The sequence below is a fragment of the Synergistaceae bacterium genome, from assembly GCA_012521675.1.
GTDB lineage: Bacteria > Synergistota > Synergistia > Synergistales > Aminobacteriaceae > JAAYLU01.
In genome coordinates, this window is record JAAYLU010000045.1 from 13,513 (window position 1) to 28,804 (window position 15,292).

15 protein-coding genes and 1 riboswitch are annotated in these 15,292 nt (G+C 58.8%); of the genes, 8 read left to right on the top strand and 7 right to left on the bottom strand.

Translation table 11 applies throughout. From position 1 onward, the window contains the following. The first annotated feature begins 63 nt into the window (after positions 1-63). The 4 genes from GX181_05070 (at position 64) to GX181_05085 (ending at position 4,735) form a co-directional block, all read left to right on the top strand. Complete coding sequence (locus GX181_05070) at positions 64-1,149, top strand: LysM peptidoglycan-binding domain-containing protein (GenBank protein ID NLM71312.1); 1,086 nt, start codon at positions 64-66, stop codon at positions 1,147-1,149. A 107-nt stretch (positions 1,150-1,256) separates the two neighbouring features. Next, positions 1,257-2,015: an IclR family transcriptional regulator gene (locus GX181_05075; GenBank protein ID NLM71313.1), complete on the top strand. Its 759-nt coding sequence runs from the start codon at positions 1,257-1,259 to the stop codon at positions 2,013-2,015. Positions 2,016-2,044: 29 nt separating this feature from the next. Then, complete coding sequence (locus GX181_05080) at positions 2,045-4,072, top strand: urocanate hydratase (protein ID NLM71314.1); 2,028 nt, start codon at positions 2,045-2,047, stop codon at positions 4,070-4,072. 90 nt (positions 4,073-4,162) lie between these two features. Further along, complete coding sequence (locus tag GX181_05085) at positions 4,163-4,735, top strand: HutD family protein (GenBank protein ID NLM71315.1); 573 nt, start codon at positions 4,163-4,165, stop codon at positions 4,733-4,735. 92 nt (positions 4,736-4,827) lie between these two features. Here the strand turns inward: GX181_05085 and GX181_05090 are convergent, their stop codons facing one another. Next, positions 4,828-5,805, bottom strand: coding sequence for an aspartate-semialdehyde dehydrogenase (locus GX181_05090; GenBank protein ID NLM71316.1), 978 nt, complete (start codon positions 5,803-5,805; stop codon positions 4,828-4,830). A 142-nt stretch (positions 5,806-5,947) separates the two neighbouring features. Further along, positions 5,948-6,120: riboswitch (FMN riboswitch) on the top strand. A 65-nt stretch (positions 6,121-6,185) separates the two neighbouring features. On the opposite strand from GX181_05090, the gene GX181_05095 reads away from it, so the two are divergent. Further along, on the top strand, positions 6,186-6,773 hold the full coding sequence (locus GX181_05095) for an ECF transporter S component (protein NLM71317.1): 588 nt from the start codon (positions 6,186-6,188) through the stop codon (positions 6,771-6,773). A gap of 60 nt (positions 6,774-6,833) precedes the next feature. Here GX181_05095 and GX181_05100 read toward each other — a convergent pair whose 3' ends face one another. Continuing rightward, entirely contained in the window at positions 6,834-7,481 is a 648-nt protein-coding gene (locus GX181_05100) for an exopolysaccharide biosynthesis protein (protein ID NLM71318.1), read from the bottom strand. Positions 7,482-7,660: 179 nt separating this feature from the next. Between GX181_05100 and GX181_05105 the strand changes: the two genes are divergently transcribed. From GX181_05105 to GX181_05115, 3 genes are all read left to right on the top strand, one after another. After that, positions 7,661-8,020, top strand: coding sequence for a hypothetical protein (locus GX181_05105; GenBank protein NLM71319.1), 360 nt, complete (start codon positions 7,661-7,663; stop codon positions 8,018-8,020). 26 nt (positions 8,021-8,046) lie between these two features. After that, positions 8,047-8,835: a bacteriocin family protein gene (locus GX181_05110; protein NLM71320.1), complete on the top strand. Its 789-nt coding sequence runs from the start codon at positions 8,047-8,049 to the stop codon at positions 8,833-8,835. A gap of 108 nt (positions 8,836-8,943) precedes the next feature. Continuing rightward, positions 8,944-9,207: a hypothetical protein gene (locus GX181_05115; protein ID NLM71321.1), complete on the top strand. Its 264-nt coding sequence runs from the start codon at positions 8,944-8,946 to the stop codon at positions 9,205-9,207. A gap of 65 nt (positions 9,208-9,272) precedes the next feature. Here the strand turns inward: GX181_05115 and GX181_05120 are convergent, their stop codons facing one another. The 5 genes from GX181_05120 to GX181_05140 form a co-directional block, all read right to left on the bottom strand. Further along, the gene (locus tag GX181_05120; GenBank protein NLM71322.1) at positions 9,273-9,773 is read right to left on the bottom strand and encodes a PH domain-containing protein; all 501 of its coding nucleotides are present in this window, start codon (positions 9,771-9,773) and stop codon (positions 9,273-9,275) included. A gap of 232 nt (positions 9,774-10,005) precedes the next feature. Further along, the gene (locus tag GX181_05125; GenBank protein NLM71323.1) at positions 10,006-11,193 is read right to left on the bottom strand and encodes an MFS transporter; all 1,188 of its coding nucleotides are present in this window, start codon (positions 11,191-11,193) and stop codon (positions 10,006-10,008) included. A gap of 189 nt (positions 11,194-11,382) precedes the next feature. Continuing rightward, positions 11,383-11,751 (bottom strand): cupin domain-containing protein, encoded by a 369-nt coding sequence (locus GX181_05130; protein ID NLM71324.1) that lies wholly within the window; start codon positions 11,749-11,751, stop codon positions 11,383-11,385. A gap of 16 nt (positions 11,752-11,767) precedes the next feature. Beyond that, the gene (locus GX181_05135; GenBank protein NLM71325.1) at positions 11,768-12,094 is read right to left on the bottom strand and encodes a hypothetical protein; all 327 of its coding nucleotides are present in this window, start codon (positions 12,092-12,094) and stop codon (positions 11,768-11,770) included. 313 nt (positions 12,095-12,407) lie between these two features. Beyond that, positions 12,408-14,879, bottom strand: a complete 2,472-nt coding sequence (locus tag GX181_05140) for a right-handed parallel beta-helix repeat-containing protein (GenBank protein ID NLM71326.1) — start codon at positions 14,877-14,879, stop codon at positions 12,408-12,410. Positions 14,880-15,292: the final 413 nt, after the last annotated feature.

Below are 15,292 nucleotides of genomic sequence, written 5' to 3' on the forward strand. Positions count from 1 at the left end.
TAACATCTGTGGAGCGGATTTCGTTTTTTTCCGCCCGTCTGAGACACGGAGGTGCACCGAGGAATGAAAAGAGTTGTCCTGCTCTTATTTCTGCTCTTCGTACTGCCCATATCCTGCGCCTTCGCCGAACATTCACCTTTCGGTCTTCATACCGTGAGGACCGGAGACACCCTTGAATCAGTGGCAAAGGAACACGGCATAGACTCTTCAAACCTCGCCGCGGCGAACGGCATAGCCTCTGCGGACGGACTACCTGCCGCAGGGACAATTCTCCTCGTGCCTAGAACGGCAGGAGATGTCCTCGCGACTCTGTACGAGGCGAAGAGAAGGGGGCTCGGCGCCTGGCCGGAGCCCAAGTACCGGGACGAGTTTCTAGAACCGCTGACGGGTATGGATGAACGGGACAAGGAGACAGCCACTCCTCAACAAGAGATACCTAAGGACCAAAGCGACGCGACTGACTCTCCTCCTGCAACTGCCCCCGAAGCATCACCCGCTCCTGCACCGGCGGAGGCGCCTGCCGGAGACGCCGCGGCACGAAGCGCCGGCAGGCATAAAGTGGCAGAAGGGGAGACTCCCTACGGGATAGCAAGGCTTTATAAGATTCCTCTCACCTCTCTTTTACAGGCCAACGGCCTTTCGGAGAGCCCGGTGATCAAAATCGGCCAGATTCTGGTCATCCCCGCTGATTCAACCCGGGCGAAGCAACCGGAAGACCCCGCCCGCCCCGATGCGGAGAGCCCTCCGGTGTCGCCGAGACCCGCCTCCCCCTCCATCGCGCCGATCAAGATGATCTGGCCTATCAAGGGGGGTACGCCCCCGGTGAAGACCGGCACGAGCTTCGGTGAAGGGCTCGCCGTCAGGGCCTCTCCGGGGGAATCGGTCCACGCCGCCGCGGACGCGACTGTCCTGCATGGCGGTTGGATGAGAAACTTCGGCAACGCGGTCTACCTGAACCACGGGAACGGGATCGCCACTTTCTACGGCGGGCTGGGAATTCTGTATGTAAAATCCGGGGAGAAGGTCGGTCAGGGGGACAGGATCGCTCTCGTCGGCGAAGGGCAGGACACGGAGCCAAAGTTCATCTTTCACGTGCTCAAGGAGGGAAAATCCGTCGACCCGGCGCCCTGGCTAGGACAGATTCAGTAGCCACGACCGAACATGATCCTCTTTGCGAAGGTTCTCGATTAAGAGATTGACAACCGTCCGCCTCGGTGATAAACATGGGACACAATGTCCCACGTTGGAGGTGAAGGATGAGTCGTATCGATGACCGTATCAAACAGGGCTCTGTGTTCAGGGTAACGGCGATAATGGAGTCCTTGACCGAGGAGCCCTTCTCCATGTCGGTTCGCGACATAGAGGACAGGACGGGAATCCCTAGAAGCACGGCCCACCGCATTCTCTCCTCGTTGGAGGGTGTGGGCTGGGTTAACCAAGACCAGTCGACCGGCGGCTTCCGCCCAGGCTTGCGGTTTCTCATGCTCTCAAACAAGTCCTCGTACTACGACGAGCTGGTCAAGGCCGCAGGCCCGGTCATGACAAGCCTGATGAATGAGACTGGTTGCACGTCGGTGCTGAGCGTCGCGGAGGGCCCTATAGGCCTGTGCGTACACTCAGTCGAGCCTCCGTCGCCGATGAAGTTTACGGCGCACCGGGGGATGAGCATCCCGCTTCACGCGGGTGCGACGGGGAAAATCCTGCTGGCGTACTCCAGCCCCGAGGTGCGGACGGAGGTACTATCCTCCCCGCTTCACTCGCCGATCGACGGATCGGAGGTCGATAGAGCGGCGCTCGAGGAGGAGCTCGTCCGGGTCAGGGAGGCGGGCTACGCTTTCAGTCGCGAGGAGTGGATGAAGCACGCGGGCGACATAAGCGTGCCGGTGTTCAACGGAAAAAGGGAGTTCATCGCGCAGATAGGAGTGGCGGGGTTCGCAGAGACGGTCTTCCAGGCGTTCGACGACAGCCTGCGCCTTCTTAAGAGAGCCGCTCTCAGCCTGGAAAACTCCTTTTGACCGCTTACCGTTTCGGAGGTGGAAATATTATGTCGGCAGTGAACGAGATGAACAGAGATGCCATGACGATCAGGCTGGAGGGGCCCCTGCCCGCCTACCCTTCATTCGTGGAGGGAATAAGACGCGCCCCCGACAGGGGATGGACGTTGAACCGCGCCGAGACCGAGCTGGCGCTCAGGAACGCGCTTCGCTACGTCCCGGAAGAGCATCACGAGGAGTTGATCCCGGAGTTCCTGGAGGAGCTTCGCACGAGGGGGCGGATCTACGCCTACCGCTTCCGCCCGGAGGGGAGGATCAAGGGGCGTCCGGTAGACGAGTACAGGGGAAAGTGCCTCGCAGGGAAGGCGTTCCAGGTGATGATAGACAACAACCTGGACTTCGAGACCGCCCTCTACCCCTACGAGCTGGTGACCTACGGCGAGACGGGGCAGGTGTGTCAGAACTGGCTGCAGTACCGCCTGATAATGAAATACCTGGAGGAGCTGACCGAGGACACCACCCTCGTCGTATCCAGCGGGCACCCGACGGGTCTCTTCAGATCCCGCCCGGAGGCCCCGCGTGCGATAGTGACGAACGGGCTACTGGTCGGCCTGTTCGACAACCCGTCCGACTGGCACAGGGGGATGCAGCTGGGGGTCACGAACTACGGCCAGATGACGGCGGGCGGCTGGATGTACATAGGCCCGCAGGGCATAGTGCACGGCACCTTCAACAGCATTCTGAACGCCGCTCGCCAGAGGCTCAACGTCGGCGACAAGGGCAACCTGGCGGGGATACTGTTCGTCTCCTCCGGGCTCGGCGGAATGAGCGGCGCACAGCCGAAGGCCGTGGAGATAGCGGGCGGGGTGGGGATAATCGCCGAGGTCGATTACTCGAGGATCGAGACCCGACACGGGCAGGGATGGGTATCCAAGGTCACGGACAGCTGCGAGGAGGCGTTCCGGCTGGCGGAAGAGGCCTGCAAGGCCCGTAAGTCTCTCTCGGTCGCCTACCACGGCAATATAGTGGACCTGCTTCAGTACGCTCTGAACCACGAAGTCCCGATACCGCTGCTGTCGGATCAGACATCTTGCCACGACCCGTACGGAGGGGGATACTGCCCGCAGGGCCTTACCTTCGATCAGCGCACCGAGATGCTCTCAAAGGATCCCGAGCAGTTCAAGCGCAAGGTCGACCAGTCCCTGAGGTCGCACTACGAGGCGATAAAGAAGCTGGTGGACGGAGGGACGTACTTCTTCGACTACGGCAACTCCTTCATGCGCGCGGTCTACGACGCCGGAGTGACCGAGATCTGCAAAAACGGCGAGAACACCTACGACGGCTTCATCTGGCCCTCCTATGTCGAGGACATCATGGGCCCTGTGCTGTTCGACTACGGCTACGGGCCCTTCCGCTGGGTATGCCTGAGCGGGAAACCGGAGGACCTGAGCAAGACCGACCGCGCGGCAATGGAGTGCATCGACCCCGATCGCCGACCGCAGGACTACGACAACTGGGTCTGGATAAGGGATGCGGAGAAGAACGCCCTCGTCGTCGGTACACAGGCTAGAATACTTTACCAGGATGCGGAGGGGCGCACCGAGATAGCCCTTAAGTTCAACGATATGGTAAGGCGGGGTGAGATCGGGCCGGTGATGCTCGGTCGGGATCATCACGACGTCTCGGGCACGGACTCGCCCTATAGGGAGACGGCCAACATCAAGGACGGCAGCAACATCTGCGCGGACATGGCCACCCTCTGCTTCGCAGGTAACGCGGCGCGTGGAATGAGCCTGTGCGCACTTCACAACGGCGGAGGGGTCGGCGTGGGCAAGTCGATAAACGGCGGCTTCGGGCTTCTGCTGGACGGAACCGAGCGCACCGACGAGATAATCAAGTCCGCGATGATGTGGGATGTCCTGGGCGGGGTCGCTCGCAGGGCCTGGGCATGCAACCCGAACTCGATGGAGGTCGGCCGGGAGATGAACAAGAAGTACCCCGGCGCCTACCATATATCCCTGCCCTACGAATCATCCGACGAAGCCGTGAGGAACGCCGTCGACGCCATGTTCGACTGATGAGCGAGCCCGACTGATAAAGGCTTGTCGTCAACAGGAAAGGTGAGATGAATGAGAGTGGTACGGAAAACGCCGGAGGACTATATTCCCATGCCATGGAAGAACGGCGGCGGTGTCACACACGAGGTCTTCATACATCCCGAGGGGTCGTCCCTCGAAAAGGGGGGGTTTCAGTGGAGGCTGAGCTCCGCCAACATCTCCGAGGCGGGCCAGTTTTCGCTCTTCCCCGGATATGACAGGGTGATATTTCTTCTGTCCGGGAAAGGCATGAACATCTCGGTGGACGGCTCGACCGTATCGCTGCTCTCTCACTTCGATTCGCTTCGCTTTCACGGCGAGCGAGAGACATCCTGCTCGCTGGTCGAAGGTCCTGTGACCGACTTCAACATATTCTGCCGAAGAGCCTCGTACACATGCGAATACCGGCAGCTTGCGCCCAAGAGAGAGGCCGAAAGACTCTTCCTTCCGGGCGATACAACGATTCTTTTCTGCCTGCGAGGCGAGGCCGCCGTGGAGATCGATGAGGAACGTCACCTCCTCAGGGAGATGGACATGATAGGAGTGCTCGGTCACACTTGGGGACAATCCCTGAGCATCAGACATGGAGAGACCTCCAGGCTGCTGTTCATAACTCTCTCAAGGCGTAGAAAACCTGCACCGTAGAGGTATTGGCGAGTCAGGTGAACAGAGCGCGGCCGAACGGCGAAATCCGTCCGGCCGCGCTGGTTTTTTCTTGGCCCCCTGAAACCCAGCGATCAGCCGGCCCGGTTCAGCTCCCGGTGCTTCATCAGGATGCGTACGGCGTTGGTGGCTGCTCCCGTGCGGATGTTGTCAGCGACGTTCCAGATCAGGAAGCGCCTGTCGTCGAACGACCTGAGACGGCAGACATGAGACTCGTCGCTGCCTGCTATCTCGATCGGGGAGACCATGTCGTCGGTGTGTCGGACGGTCTCCGACTCGTCCAATGCCTCCGCCAGCGAACTCATGTCGAATGATGTACGAGTCTCGACGAAGATGGACTCCGAGTGTCCGTAATACACGGGTACACGAATCGCGGTCGGCCAGATGGATATCTCCGGATCGCGCAGTATCCTCCTGGTCTCGTCCACCAGCTTCATCTCCTCGTCGGTGAAGCCGCTGTCCAGGAGAGCCCCTATCTGCGGGACGACGTTGAGATGGATCTGCCTGATGAACTTCTTCGGCGAGATTTTACCCTCCATCTGGTCGTTAAGCTCGTCGATGCCGCTCTTGCCCGCACCCGACACAGCCTGGTAGGTGCTCACGACGATCGTCTTTATTCCGAAGCGCTCGTGAACGAGGTGGAGGGCCAGGACCATCTGGATCGTAGAGCAGTTCGGGTTGGCGATTATCCCTCTTTCGTACCCCTTGAGCAGGTCGCTGTTTATCTCCGGCACCACAAGCGGAACCGCCGGGTCCATCCTGAAGGCGGACGAGTTGTCTATCACCACGGTGCCCGCCTCCGATGCGAGGGGTGCGTACTCCCTCGAGACGGCCCCTCCCGCAGAGAAGAGAAGGTAGTCGTACCCAAGGCCCATCGCGCGCTTGTCAAGCTCCTTGACCTCGTGGCTCGCGCCGCGAAACTCCACTTTGGTGCCCGCGCTCCTCGCCGAGGCGTAAAAGTCTATCTCCTTCGGCCTGACATCCCGCTCCTGGAGGACCTTGATCATCGTACGACCCACTTCACCCGTAGCGCCCACAACGGCGATCTTCAATAAACGCATCCCCTTTCAAAGATGGAATTGGGCCCGTCCCGTGAAGGAACGAGCCCATTTCGCACGGTTTTTCAGGGGATTATATGAGGACAAATGACGTATGTCAATAGATTTTTCTCGAAAAGTGGTTTATAATGGCGCAAGACATCTTCGGGGCGGGGTGAGACTCCCCACCGGCGGTGATGAGTCGTGCTCTTCCGAGAGTGCAGGCTACGAGTCCGCGAGCCGAGAGGCTGATCCGGTTAGAATCCGGAGCCGACTGTGAGGCATGCCGGGGTAATCCGGGCAGCCAAGTCAGGATGAAAGAAGATGAAAGAGGCCGCGAAGACGCCCCGAACGCGATGTTCGGGGCTTATTTTTTGGAAAGGATCTGATAATGAATGGAAGCCGTATCACGTTTCAATACTCGCAGGCTCGTCTGGACCGCTCTTCTCTCGGCAGTCGCGACGGTCCTGATGTACCTGGACACCGCCCTGCCGATCTTCCCGAGGTTCCTCAAGTTCGACCTCTCCGACCTGCCTCCCCTGATCGCGGCCTTTGCCTACGGTCCCGTCACGGGGGTGCTCTGCGAGCTGGTCAAAAACCTGATCCATATGCTGACCACATCCTCCGCGGGCATAGGCCAACTCGCAAATTTCCTAATGGGGTCCGCTCTGGTGATCCCCGCCGGGATGATATACAGGGCCGACAGGACGAAAAAGGGCGCGATAAAAGGCCTCCTGGCTGGCACGGTCTTCACCACCATCATTGCGGCCTTCGCCAACTATTTCGTACTGCTTCCCTTCTACTCGCACCTGATGCCCATAGAGAAGATAATCTCCATGTCTTCCGCCGTCATTCCTGCGATACACGACAAGCTATCCCTAATAATTTACGGGGTGGTGCCTTTCAACATCCTGAAGGGGGCCGTGGTCTCCCTGCTGACCTTCAAGCTCTACAAGAGGATGAGCGCTCTCTTTCGCGAGTAGTTCAAGCGCGACAACTTGCGGCGCTTCCCGGCCGATATTTTGCCACGGCGAGGCGCTATATCAGAAAAACCAGCCGAGGATGATCTCCTTCGCCTCCGCAAGACCCTGAGCTCCGAATCTGACGATGACCCATACGGCCAGGGCGTAGATGGCAGTGGCGGCCACGCCGAAGCAAAGGGCGGCGACGAGGGCGAGTCCGTCCCTCTCGGTGAGCGCCACGCCGGTGCAGAAAATCACCATGGCCGGCAGCGTATTGGTCAAAGGAATCGGCAGTATCATCAACCCGCTCATCAGCAGCAGAAGCACCGAACAGAGCACACCTGCGCCCTTCCCCGAGAGGAAGAGCAGTCGCGGGCGGAAAAAACGCTCCACGAAGGAGAAGAATGCGACTGCGCCTGAGATCATCCTCTCTGCGGTGGACCTCTTCATCTCCTTCTCGGAGGCCCATCGCGGAATCCATGGCCTCTCCCTGCCCATCAGGAGCTGGACCGAAAGGATGAACAGCACCACGCCGAAGGGAGTGCTTAGCCCCGGCGCCGGAAATGGAAGGGCGCTCGGCAGGGAGAACAACACCAGCAGTATGCCGAATCCTCGGTCGGCCACGGCCGCGACAAGCTCTCCGAAAAGGACTGTCTCGCCCTGTCTCATCGTGTCCAGAAGACGCCTGAAGTCCTCCGAAAGCGCAACATATTGGACATTGTCATCCATATTGACTGCTGTCTTCTCCCTTCTGCTTCATCTCGCACGCCAAGCTGCAGGCGACACGAAGTTGATACTACCACAATGACTCCCCTAGGCGCTTTGACTTTAGTTGACCGTGCCGGAAAGATAGGCTATATTTACGTCAGGAGGAGCAAACAATCCTGCTCCGCGAAAGGAGAGATAACATGCAGTTCACCGAACCTGCGGATCTGCTAGACCAGAAGGTCTCCGACCAGGCCAAGGCGCTACAGAGCCTTGTGGAAGAGGTCGAGGCAGTTAATTTCTACAATCAGCGAGTCGCGACCACCCCGGACGAGGAGCTTAAAGCGCTTCTGGCCCACAACCGCGACGAGGAGATCGAACATGCCGCCATGCTGATTGAATGGCTGCGCAGGAACATGGACAAGTGGGACGAGGAGCTTAGGACCTACCTGTTCACCACCGCGCCGCTCCTCGAGGTTGAGACCGCCGCCACGTCGAACGGCGATGCGCCGGCGACATCTTCCTCCTCTCCTTCGGGGCTCGGCATAGGAAGCCTCAAGTAGCGCCGGAAAAGGAGGTTGCTTGAATTATGGACATGCTCAGAAGAAGTACGTCTCTCATCACCGGAGAAGCGTGGGAGGAGCTTGATGAACAGGCTAGGAAGGTTCTGACGGCTAACCTCTCCGCGAGGAAATTCGTCGACGTGGACGGCCCCAGGGGATGGACTTACAGCGCTCACCCCACCGGAAGGATCGACATTGACAGGTGCTGCCCGTCCAAGACCGTTCAGTACGGCGTGAACAGGGTTTTGCCGCTCGTGGAGAGCAGGGCGGTCTTCGAGCTTGACATCTGGGAGCTAGACAACATAAGCAGAGGGGCCAAGGATCCCGAACTCGCCCCGCTCGACCTGGCCGCCAGGGAGATAGCCCTGTTCGAGGAGAAGGCCGTCTACAGCGGACTGGCCGCGGCAGGCATCGAGGGGCTCTCCTCCGCCCGAGGGAGCACTTCTCCGCTTGAAAGCGAGGACCCCCGCGGCATCGTCAAAGCTATCTCGGAGGCGGTGTTCATCCTCAAAGAGAAGGCCGTGGAGGGCCCATACGCCTTCGTCGCCTCCCCCGCCCTGTGGAGGATAGTCTACGGGGGGGTTCCCGGCTACCCCACGTCAAAGCACGTGACCAACCTGGTGGACCAGGTGATACTCTCCACGCAAGACGACTCGTACGTCGTCTCGACTAGAGGCGGAGACCTAGAGCTCGTCCTGGGGCAGGACTTCTCGCTCGGCTTCGAGGAGAGAAACGGCGATAAGGTCCGCCTCTTCCTCGCGGAGTCCTTCACCTTCAGGGTGATATCCCCGGAGGCAGTGGTCCAGATCGTATAACACGGCATTCGCCGGCGTAAGAGAGGGCTTGAAAAAGCCCTCTCTTTTTCGTTCTCTCCCTCTTGTTTTTCCCCTCCAAAGGAATATAATCCGCATTGAAACGCCCGGTTGTTCAACCGGGGAAGGTCAGTCATTTCAAGATCGGACAGGAAGACCGTGCTGCGCAACTACGAGGGAGTGATATGCGCCTACGCCGAGCCGGATGACAACAGGAGCAGGTGCTTGGTCAGGTGCAGGGAGATCTGCGGACGAGCGAAGTCGCTCCGTTCCGTAGGTATAGGGTCGCTGTTCGAGGGAGAGGCCGTCTCCATCGAACCCAAGGGGCTGCCACGCGAGATGCGTCGCTCCTCTAGGGTGAGAAGTTCGGAGTGAGCGCCGCACCGAAGACCCGAAGGAATAAAAAATGGGGGAGGAACTTCCCCCCCCCCTCTCCCCTGCTATGATGCTGTCTCGCTGTTTATCGTCCCTCTCTGGAATCCTTGGATAAGGTCGCGGTTCTCCTTCGGTTCCTCGATGCTGGGGACTATGATTTCGTAAGCGCTCGTCCCCGACGAAGCCACCAGCAGATCGCCCACACCCATCATCCTCTGAAAGACTGTCTGGCGCACCTCGATCGAGCGGATCTGTTGCATTCCGATCTCGACCGATTGCTTCGACACAATTCCCTTCTCAAAGGTGACCTCGTCGTTCTTGATTATGAACTCCACGGAACAGCGCTGCAGCGCTATGTACAATACCGGTATCAGGGCGACGCCTATCGTCCACCAGGGGGCGTTATGGCTGGAGATCGCATATATCGCCAGCGCGGCCAGGACCGCCGCCACGAGCCACCAAACCAAGAATCCCCTCCATGCCGGACGCATTCTCTTCTCAAAAGCCTTCTGCTCTGCACTCCCCTTGTCGACAGTCTCCTGCTGAGTCATTAAAAACCCCTCCATTCAGAATATTTGTCCTTCGAAACCCGATGTCCTCCAATGGCCGCATGTTACCGCGGTAAACACCACCCTCGAGTCAAGCCCCGCTTATCAAAGCGCGCTACCGAGCGTTGAACCTACATACGGTCTTGAAATATCTGGGGAAGTATTTTACACCACCTTCGCGTTCCTTGAAAGGGTAAAAGGCACAAATACCCATATGGCGTGAAAAGCTCGAGTTCACTCGTCCTGCCGTTCAGGCGGACTCGCGGAACCGCCCGGTGAAGAAGAAGGGCAGAGCGAGCAACGGCATAAGAGCGACGACTCCGAAGATGGCCTGTATACCGAACAGGTCTCCTATCTTGCCCAACGGCGCCATCATCATGTTACCAAAACCCCAGGAGAGTCCCATCACGATCGAGCTTGCCATTCCACGCGAGTTCGGCGTCATCTCCTGACCTATTGCCGCGGTGATCGGCATAGTGGAGTTGACGGCGACAGTGCCGCAAAGGAAGAAGGTTATGCCGACCCACCCCTTGGTGAAGAGCCCTCCGAGGAGGAAAACCGGGGTGATCAGTATCGCCCACAGCAAGACTCGCCTCTTCTCCCATTTGTCGGCCACCCTGCCGATTATCACCATCGCTATCGTATTCGACAGCATTATCAGGAAGAGCACCAGGCCGACAAGCCCTATGTCCCCTCCCTCCGCAGCGATGCGGATGGGCAGGAACATGCGGACCCCCTGGCTCGTGGTGTCGCGCACGGTCGAGATGGCAAAGACAGGATAGATCACCGCGAAGACGGACTTCATGGTCTCCAGGAGTCCTCTCTGCGGAGAGAAGGAATCTCCGCTCTCGTCCGAGATGGCGGGCATGGTCCTCCATATAAAGAGTCCGAGGACGATCACCGGGACGAGCGCCGCGACCGGCATGAGCCGGTATCCGACTGTGTTCGCCAGGAACACGGCGAACAGGGGGCTGACAGTGCTTCCGGCAGTTCCGGCGACCGCGAAGAGCGCCAGGGAGACGGTGAGCTTTTCCCTAGGCACTACGTGCCCCACTCCTCCGTGCCCCTGCGGGTGGAACATCGCGCTGCCCAGCGCCCACACCCCGACGAAGAAGAGGGCCATGCCGTACGATGGCGACAGAGGGATCATCGACGCACCAAGGCAGGTCATCACCGGACCCCAGATTATAAGCCACGGGTTGGACGACCTGTCGGACAGGTAGCCTATCACCGGCTGTACTATGACGTGTATTATGCCGAGAAAAGTGCTGAAGAACCCCGCCTGGGTCATCGTTATGCCGAGGTTCTTGATCAGCGTGGGTATGAAGGTCGGCAGGAATGAGGCGTAGAGGTCGTTCATAAAGTGTCCGGCGGAAAGAAGCGAGAGCTTGAATTTCGAGCCCTCGGGGCGCAACAGGCTTGAAGCTTTTGTCGACATGAAATTATCCCACTCCTAAATTTCGATCTGTGTGCCGGACACAATCATACACCATGCATAATATAATTTGCACGAAAAAGCCATAACTCGCCAAAAGAATTATCTTCACTTGCCGTGGAAGCAGAAAAGCCGCAGGGGCAAGCAATTTATTTGAACGCGGGAGCGATGACTTCGGCGCTTGCCCGGCGCTCAGGGCTCCACGCCCGGTCTGGCCGGCCTTCCGAAAACGGCCAGCCATATGCAGGGCGGGTCGGAGCTGGTCGAGGCCACCCTGTGGCGCAGGCCGGCGGGCAGAAAAACCCAATCACCCGCCCCAAGCCGCACGATTTCGCCCTCCTCGAACTCGAGAGCCGCATCTCCCTGTAAAAGCGCAACCCACTCGTCCTCATCCTGGTCGTACCAGAAGCCGGGAGGCGAGCTCTGTCCGGTCGAGACTATCCTCTCGACACGAAAACTCCCCGCTGCGACCAGGTCCTCGGACAGCTCGCCGGCGGGGAGTACGGCAGGAAGTCTCAACAGGCTTCCCAGGTCATGATCCATCATTTTCGGCCTGCGCATGGAAAACAGCCTCTTTCTACACTTTTTCCTTGCGCATCTCCTCGCGCCTTCTCTCGGCTTCCTCGTTCCTCTCCTTGATGAACTCTCTCTGCTTCAACCGCCGATCCTCGATCTGCTTTTCGAGCATCTTCTTCTTTACCTGCTTGTCGTAGGTCTCGGCGGACTTCTTCACGGTCTCGTGGTGCCTGTCCATAATCTCGAGCCGCTCCCTCTCGACCTCTCTCCTGGCCTTCTCGACCTTCTTCTGCGCCTTCTCCTTCTGCTCCTCCGCCTTCTCCTCGACTATATCCTCCAGGGGAGGGACGTTGAACGGAAGGTTTGCACCCGTGCGATCGACTTTCATCAAGATCCCCCTCTTTCACGTTTTTGACGTTGCTCTATTATATATCGGATCCGCGGGATAGTCTCCTTCAGCCGACGGTCGATTCCTGCGGCCATCCCGACGACCAACGGGAGGTAAGCAGGCGACCGAGCGGGCGGTTTTCCCGTTCGTGTCGTTCGCTATCCCGAGGAGCAAAGCGACGTAAGCAGGCGACAGGCGCAGCGCAGCGAGCCTAGTCGTTCGCTATCCCGAGAAGCGTAGCGACGAGGGGAGGGGAGGGATCTTGCTGGGGCTATTAGAAAAAGGGGCGAGAAAGCTCGCCCCTGTTGCGTTGTTACTTTCTTCCCTTCAGCGGCGCCAGCGGGGACAGCAGAATCAGCAGCGCGGGGGCGAAGCCCAGGGAATTGCATCCACCGCCGCCACCTTTAGGGGGCTCGGGTTCGCTCTTTCTCTCCCCCGCCACTATGAAGGCGGGGTCTACCAGGAAGCCGTTCTCCTCGCCGTCAAGGTCGAATTCCCCTCCGTCCTTGATTGTAAGTGCAAGGCGACAATCGGGAGTGACGAGGTCGCCCGGTTCGAGCACACGCTTCAGGGTTTTCCCCTCGATCTCCACCACCGCGGCGCAGCGGTCGAGCAGGTCCTCGAGCTGGTACACCCGCTCAAAAAGGGCCGCTCTCTCGGACGAGAAAGCCTTTACAACCTGTAGTTGGTCGCAACGAAGGCCGTTGTAGCAGTTCGGAATTTCAAAGAAGAAAACCGCCGTCCCGGCTTCCGTGGAGTGATCGGAGGCGCCCTGAGCGTCGAGCGAGGCGCGGATGACCGCGAGCGGACTCATCTCCGCCCCCTCTGCTATTTCAAGATCGTCGAGCAGTTCCCGCAGTCGTTCCATTCCATCATCGCTGATATAAATCTGACCTGTGTCGTCCACTGTCAGCAGTTCCAGCAGGTCCTCTATCAGACTGTCCGGGACGAGGGCTTCGCGGAATACATTCTCCAGTGCGTCCTTCTTCTGCTCCTCCGTGGGGTTCGGCGGCAGGGTCACCGTCAGAGGCGTGGGCCGCACGAAACCAGGTCCCTCGGGTGGATCGACGGGCTGCACCGGCACGGGAGTCGGAGTGGGCGCAGGTCCCGGCTCCGGCTCGGGCTCCGGCTTTGGTTCCGGCTCCGGCTTTGGCGCGGATTCTGTCTCGTATGCGCCGATGTCGACTCCGCCGCCCTGCGGGCGTTTGACGCCGCGCTGGTCGGTATCTGGCGCACCCGTACTCGTACCGCTGTCGATGGCGGGGCTGCCCTTGCCCAGGGCGCAGGTAAACGTCAGGCCACCGTTGTTCTTCAACGGGCCGAGATTGGGGTCGGCATTTATGTTGTTACCGCCAGCGAAAATGTTGGTATCGACGACGGAATAGGTGATCGTTAGCTTGTCGCTTTTGTCCACAACCTGTCCCGTGGCGGAATCCGTTTCCCAGAAGATGCTGTTCGTAACTATGGGATTTCCCGATGAATTATCCGAAATGAACATCCCGCCGCCGGAGTCCGCAGACCCAGTCGCCATGTTCCCCGATAAGGTGCAGTTCATCAACTTAGGCTTATAACCAGACTTGACTGAGATGAACATCCCGCCGCCGCTGGTCGCCATGTTCTCCGAGAAGGTGCAGTTCGTCAACGTTGGACTGCTTTCTTCCGAGATGTACATCCCGCCGCCGTTGGTCGTCATGTTCCCCGAGAAGGTGCAGTTAGTCACCGTCGGACTGACGTTTACGATGAACATCCCGCCGCCGCTGTTGGTCGCCGTGTTCTTCGAGAAGGTGCAGTTCGTCAACGTCGCACTGCCGTATATAATATACATCCCGCCGCCATAGGTCGCCGTGTTCCCCGAGAAGGTGCAGTCCGTCACCGTCGCACTGTCGTATGCAATATACATCCCGCCGCCGCTGCCATTAGGTGCAGTCGTCTTGTTCCCCGAGAAGGTGCAGTTCGTCAACGTTGGAGCGCCGTAATATTTGTACATCCCGCCGCCGCTGTTGGTCGCCGTGTTATCCGAGAAGGTGCAGTTCGTCAACGTCGGACTGGCGTTGTCTATGTACATCCCGCCGCCGCTGTTGGTCGCCGTGTTATCCGAGAAGGTGCAGTTCGTCACCGTTGGAGTGCCGCCAGCTATATACATCCCGCCGCCTTGCTGCGCCTTGTTCCCCGAGAAGGTGCAGTTCATCACCGCCGCACTGCCGTATAAGATGTACACCCCGCCGCCGTTGGTCGCCTCGTTCTCAAGGAAGGTGCAGTTCGTCACCGTCGGACTGGCGTTGCATATGTACATCCCGCCGCCGTCCTTGTTTGCGTCGCCACCGTTCGCATTACCGCCAGTGATGGTGAAGCCGTCGAGGGTGGCGGTGTCGTTTACACTGTCGGCATAGACGACGTGATAGCTATCCGAGCCGCCGATAGCTCCGCTTAAGGTGGTTTTATTCGTCTTGTAGTCGCGCTGGCTCAGCTGTGTCTCCGTCCCGTCGAAGCCACCGTACAGGGCGATGTCATTCGAGAGGACGAAGGATGCATACGGATCCGTGTCATCACTGGTCGGCTTATACGTACCTTTAGCCAACCAGTACTCGCCCGTTGTTCCGGAGCCCAAAGCCTTTCTGAACTTCGTCACACCCATGGCGTTGTCCCACGTAGATCCATCCCCGTCCTCGTTGCCGGGTTTAACGCGGTAGACCTCCACCGCCGAGGCCGACGAGGCCGATAGCAATGCAAACAGAATAAAACAGGAGCAGACAACCTTTTTGAACCACCTTGTTCTCATCAACATGATGTTCCCTCTCCTTCCCGCAGCGGCGTTCTTAATACAACTGCAAACGCGCACAGCACAGCGAAACACTGCCCTCAATTTCCCGCGACGAGAAGGCCCTTGTCAACGCTTATAAAAAGGGTTTATACTTTAAAAAAATCAAAGAGTCAAGTCCTTTGGTGCTCTAAATCCGCAGGTACAATGGACCCCTAAAATTGGACAGAAAACAGGGGGGAGGTTAAGAGCAAAATCATGGTGCCGCGGTGTACTCTCGAGGTCCCTCCGGCCGATGCCCGTTCGGGACGACAGCTCATGGTTCGACAAGGAAAAATCATCCCCGTGGCGGAATGGGCATATTCAGGAAACCCCAATCATAATATACTTTGTTTATCACAAGGGGGTGATTGCATGGCAACCGTCAAGCTTGCCAAGTG

Bases quoted from the DNA above. Each gene is read 5' to 3' on its own strand.
- GX181_05105 (NLM71319.1), top strand. From the start codon at position 7,661: ATGCAGTTCACCGAACCTGCGGATCTGCTAGACCAGAAGGTCTCCGAC.
- GX181_05095 (NLM71317.1), top strand. From the start codon at position 6,186: ATGGAAGCCGTATCACGTTTCAATACTCGCAGGCTCGTCTGGACCGCT.
- GX181_05085 (NLM71315.1), top strand. From the start codon at position 4,163: ATGCCATGGAAGAACGGCGGCGGTGTCACACACGAGGTCTTCATACAT.
- GX181_05075 (NLM71313.1), top strand. From the start codon at position 1,257: ATGAGTCGTATCGATGACCGTATCAAACAGGGCTCTGTGTTCAGGGTA.
- GX181_05120 (NLM71322.1), bottom strand. From the start codon at position 9,773: ATGGAGGGGTTTTTAATGACTCAGCAGGAGACTGTCGACAAGGGGAGT.
- GX181_05110 (NLM71320.1), top strand. From the start codon at position 8,047: ATGGACATGCTCAGAAGAAGTACGTCTCTCATCACCGGAGAAGCGTGG.
- GX181_05070 (NLM71312.1), top strand. From the start codon at position 64: ATGAAAAGAGTTGTCCTGCTCTTATTTCTGCTCTTCGTACTGCCCATA.
- GX181_05125 (NLM71323.1), bottom strand. From the start codon at position 11,193: ATGTCGACAAAAGCTTCAAGCCTGTTGCGCCCCGAGGGCTCGAAATTC.
- GX181_05130 (NLM71324.1), bottom strand. From the start codon at position 11,751: ATGCGCAGGCCGAAAATGATGGATCATGACCTGGGAAGCCTGTTGAGA.
- GX181_05080 (NLM71314.1), top strand. From the start codon at position 2,045: ATGTCGGCAGTGAACGAGATGAACAGAGATGCCATGACGATCAGGCTG.
- GX181_05100 (NLM71318.1), bottom strand. From the start codon at position 7,481: ATGGATGACAATGTCCAATATGTTGCGCTTTCGGAGGACTTCAGGCGT.
- GX181_05140 (NLM71326.1), bottom strand. From the start codon at position 14,879: ATGTTGATGAGAACAAGGTGGTTCAAAAAGGTTGTCTGCTCCTGTTTT.
- GX181_05135 (NLM71325.1), bottom strand. From the start codon at position 12,094: ATGAAAGTCGATCGCACGGGTGCAAACCTTCCGTTCAACGTCCCTCCC.